Origin of the sequence: Candidatus Angelobacter sp. (assembly GCA_035607015.1) — a bacterium.
GTDB lineage: Bacteria > Verrucomicrobiota > Verrucomicrobiia > Limisphaerales > AV2 > AV2.
Map to the genome: position 1 here is coordinate 1 of DATNDF010000381.1, position 4,165 is coordinate 4,165.

Sequence of the window (4,165 nt, forward strand, 5' to 3'; positions counted from 1 at the left end):
CGGTTCAGTTCGCTCGCCCTAATCGCCCGATCCGTGCACGGATTTATGTGAAAAAACCGGCTCGATCACAAAGATCAAACCGGCCTGTTCTCGAAGTTTTCGTTTTCAACTCCACATAAACGGATGCTTCACATAACACAATCATCCGAGCGGTGAGCCGACACCATCCGAAGCCGACATCAAAATCACCCGTGACCTCATCCGGGCTGGTCAACTTCTCAAAATCGAAGTCCTCGACCACATTGTCATTGGCAATCCCAACCACTCATCGCTTCGATCCTTGGGTTATTTCTACTCCGCCTAACGGCGGTCTTTCGCCTTATGCTTGGCTGCGCGAAGCTTGGAAAGCTCGCGATCAAAAGACTTCACTGCTCGTCGGATGCAATCTTCGGCCTGCTCAAGAAGGACTTGGCTTACTTGCGAATGATCGCCCTTGTGACACTTTTGCCAGTCAAGAATTCGAGAACGGCGTTCGTGATACAATTTCGATATTGTTGCCTTCTTACGAAGAAAGGCGTCCCAATCTGCATTCAGTTTCTCGTATTCATTACAACGACCACAGGCGAGAACGATGTTGCCCAGGTGGTTGCCCCCGTTCGGCACAAGATGGTCATAGCTGGCATCCTCCATTCCAGGCCGAAGCTTATGCCCACAATACGCACATTGATTATTGAAGTGCTTCCACAACTTCTGGAGCGCCGTGCCGGATGGATGCGGGTCTGCCACGGCCCGAAGTGAACGAGCGATAAAGTTCTTGGCCTGCGATGGACTGACTTTTCCTGCCGCCATGATCAGATGGAAACAAGCATTTGGACTACTGTAAAGCGCCGCGCGTGTCTTCGGCTCGCTTCGGCTGTGATTCCATTTCGGTTACGACTATTTCAACAACCACCGGTTGGCCGTCCGGAATGAGTGACCGCTGCTTGCCAGAGAGTGTAGTCAGAAGCGACAACTCGGATCGTTGCATCGCCGTCTCGATACGCCGCAAGGAATGGCCGCGAACCAAAACTTCGTGCATGGCGAAGACCAGCCGGAGTTCCTGCTCCTTGCCCTCGCCCTTGAGTTCGGCGAAAGCAAATTCGTCATGGGGCAGCAGCATGGAATGGTCTGCCGAGATTTCGACGCGAACACCGCGCGCTTGCGGGTCATTCGCCCAACATTCGGGTGATTTTGTGCTCATGTTTTTGTGTGGGTTGATGGTGACGGCGGCGAGCCAACTTCAGCCGGATAAAGTTGTCGGCGGCTCGACGCCCGAAGCGGAGGAGATAGCCGTGCAGCCGATCCCAAAGACGGACCGCGCGGCGCGGAGGGAATCCAGATGCAAATTCCATCGCCAATGGACGATGGCCGGCGCGCGCGACATTCTCGCGGAGCTGCGCCTTGTCCGGCGTGAAAATGCGGATGCCGCGCCGCCCGCGCGAGATGGTCACGTACCATTGTTGCGCGTTGGTCGCAGCCTTGATGGTCGAATCGGAGAACAGTACGTAATCCACCGTCTTGCCTTGTGAACCGTAGGACGTGACGGCGTAGCCAGGCAGGAATTCGCGGAAACTCTTGTCCAAAACGCGACCGTCACTGAGTTCGACACCGCCGTCGGAGCGAACGGACTTCACCGTGACGAGTTCGCCATTCGTGACACGGCCGCCAGACGCGAGCTTGCGATTCGCCTTTAGATGCAGGCGGTCGCCTTCCGCGAGGGCAACGTCGCGCGATTGGCAGACGGTGATATGCGTCAGCATTTTGTTTGAAACGGTGACGAACTTCCCACCGACTTCGACAAGCACCCCCGCTTTCACGATGCCCGCGAGTTTTCCTTTCGCGCCGGGTTCGGCCTGACGAACTTTCTGGTTGAAGACAACGACGGCATCCTTCGGATAAAACCGCTCATCGCGTTTCTGTGCGTTTGTGAGGTCAAGTTTGTCGAGCGCCTGAACAACCGAATCTGCCGCGCCGATCAATCCCTTTGATTTCAGCGCGTCGCGGACGCGCGAGTTGACGCGATGAACCTCTGCCCACGTCTGCGAAACGACAACTGCCGAGGCGTTTTCTTCGGCGAGACGAAGATACTCTTCAGCGAGCTTGTCGGCTTGATCGCCCAAACCGCACGCCACCACCGCGCCCATCTTGTCGAGGCGCTCAAATGACTCGCCCATTTTGCCAGCCGCAGCCAATTCAACCGCTTTCCGATACCGCCTGATTCGGGTTCGTTCATCGTCATCACGACCAAGTGACGGGTCTTGCCGACGAATCGTGTGGAGTTCGACCGGCTTAACGCCGGAGTGTCGCTCGATGGCAAGCAAAGCGTCCGATGCCTCGATTGCTCCATGCTGTCTTGTGTCGCCCGAAAGCAATAACCGCGCGTTTCGCTCGCGCACCAGCCTGATCAACTCCAGCATTTGCCGTCCACCAATCTGGCCCGCCTCGTCCACGACGACGACCGCGTGTTCCGGCAGTTCGCACTTGAGGAGGAAGTTTGCGACCGTTGACGGTGACGGCAGTCCGGTTTTCTCCATGTCCACGACTTGCTGACGTTGCGGCGCGAGGACAACCACGCGCCGACCGGCCTGTTGAACTTGCTCAACCACTTCGCGCAGAACAAAACTTTTGCCTGTGCCCGCACCACCGCGAAAGAGCGAGACGGTATTTGTTGACGACAGCAAGGCGTCGAGAGCCTTGCGTTGCTCATCATCCAATTTCGGATGTACCGGGCGCGGATTCGTCACCAGCGGATGGCAGGCCGCAACGCCTTCCTTCGCCGACTGAACGATTTCCCACTCACGAAGCAGAACGTCACGCAGAGTGACTTCGCCAGGACGCGCTTCGTCCCGGATGTAGCCGCGCCGCCGGGTGAAGTCCGTCAGTTCAGACACCGAGAACGTCTCGCCTCGCGCCCGGCCCAGCGCTTCCTGCCACAACTGGCACTCAAGCACGACGGAGTTTCGGTCGAACAAATGTTCCTCCGCCCATTGTACGGCATCGGCTAAGGACATTCGCTTTTCGTCCGATGGACTTTGCGTGTACTGATTACGCAGGCGGCTGATTGGTTGCCTCTCCTCTCGCGTCAATTGCGATTCCCATAGGGTCAGCAATTCGTCCCGGCTCAAATCCCGTTGCTTTCGTGCCCGCTCTGCCGTTGCCAGCAGCCGGCGCGTGGCCATCACATCACCACTCACAAGTTCTGGTTTTTCAGCCAGCAGCTTCGCGAGTGCATTGTCAATTTCCGCGCGCCGTTTTGAGAACCGCTCACAGAGTTCGTCCGACACTCCTTCGACTTGAAAATCTCCGCGCGCCCGGTTGCGAATCTGGTAGCCAAAACTCCGCAATTCGCGAGCGAGTTCGTGATAATAGGCATTCTCGGCAAACTTCCTGGCGCGCAACAGTTCGTAGTTTTGGAGAGCCTTCCAGCGATTCTCGACCGGATCGAAAGTCGCATTGAAGACAATGCAGTGCGTGTGCAGGTGCGGGTCGAGGGCGCGCGACGTATCGTGCGTGAACAGAGCCGCAGCGAAGTTGCCCGTGAGACGGTCGCTCTGTGCGCCGCCCGTCCGAATACGCGTCGCTGCGAACGCCTCGAATTCCCTTAACGCCGACCTTACAGCTCGCGCATGAGCTTCAAGAATCCGGTCGTCTTTGCCCAGGAAGCCCGCAAGGGAAACCGACTTCGGCGGTGAGAACGTGAAGTCGTAGAATATCCGCCTATTGGCTGCGTTCTCGCCGTCCTCATTCCGCGTGGTGTTCAGCCGCTGGGTCAGCGTTTCGCCTGTGGAGGGATTTTGATTTTCGCACAGTCGCAGGAAATCATCGGCTCGGACTTTGCCGGACAGTCCAAGTCGTTCCGCACCCAGCCCAATCCATTCGCCGGCCACGCGCTGCCCTTCGTTGTAGTAATCGCCAACGCAGAGATGCTCCTCAAAATATTCTCGCGCGTTCTTGAGGTTGTATTGCGTCTTTGCCGTGACTACGAGTGGACACTATCACGACGGGCGGGCCGCTTTGTGTATCACATACATCTCCTCGTCTGAGTCGTAGGAGACGCTTCAATTCGGCGGTCCTCGACCGCACTTGTCAAATCCGCCCCCGTTGGAAAGACTTGGATTCAGTATGTTCGGCGTGCTTAAAGGCTGGTTCGGAGAAAGGCTGACCACATTCGGCATGTGGTTGCGCT

Annotated in this window: 3 protein-coding genes and 2 pseudogenes; 1 reads left to right on the forward strand and 4 read right to left on the reverse strand. The window is 57.1% G+C overall.

Features of this window, described 5'->3' with window-relative positions:
- Positions 1-136: 136 nt before the first annotated feature.
- Positions 137-304, forward strand: a pseudogene (locus VN887_15340) (JAB domain-containing protein).
- Here VN887_15340 and VN887_15345 read toward each other — a convergent pair.
- The 4 genes and pseudogenes from VN887_15345 to mobF all read right to left on the reverse strand — a co-directional run bounded on the left by VN887_15345 (position 301) and on the right by mobF (position 3,920).
- On the reverse strand, positions 301-789 hold the full coding sequence (locus VN887_15345) for a hypothetical protein (protein ID HXT41382.1): 489 nt from the start codon (positions 787-789) through the stop codon (positions 301-303). The pseudogene VN887_15340 and the gene VN887_15345 sit on opposite strands and share 4 nt — an antisense overlap.
- Positions 790-814: 25 nt before the next feature.
- Entirely contained in the window at positions 815-1,180 is a 366-nt protein-coding gene (locus VN887_15350) for a hypothetical protein (GenBank protein ID HXT41383.1), read from the reverse strand.
- Positions 1,146-2,990 carry an AAA family ATPase gene (locus tag VN887_15355; GenBank protein HXT41384.1) on the reverse strand — a complete coding sequence of 615 codons (1,845 nt, stop codon included), beginning with the start codon at positions 2,988-2,990 and terminating at the stop codon, positions 1,146-1,148. The genes VN887_15350 and VN887_15355 overlap by 35 nt, the downstream gene beginning before the upstream one ends.
- Positions 2,991-3,071: 81 nt before the next feature.
- A pseudogene (gene mobF, locus VN887_15360) lies at positions 3,072-3,920 on the reverse strand (MobF family relaxase).
- Positions 3,921-4,165 lie beyond the last annotated feature (245 nt).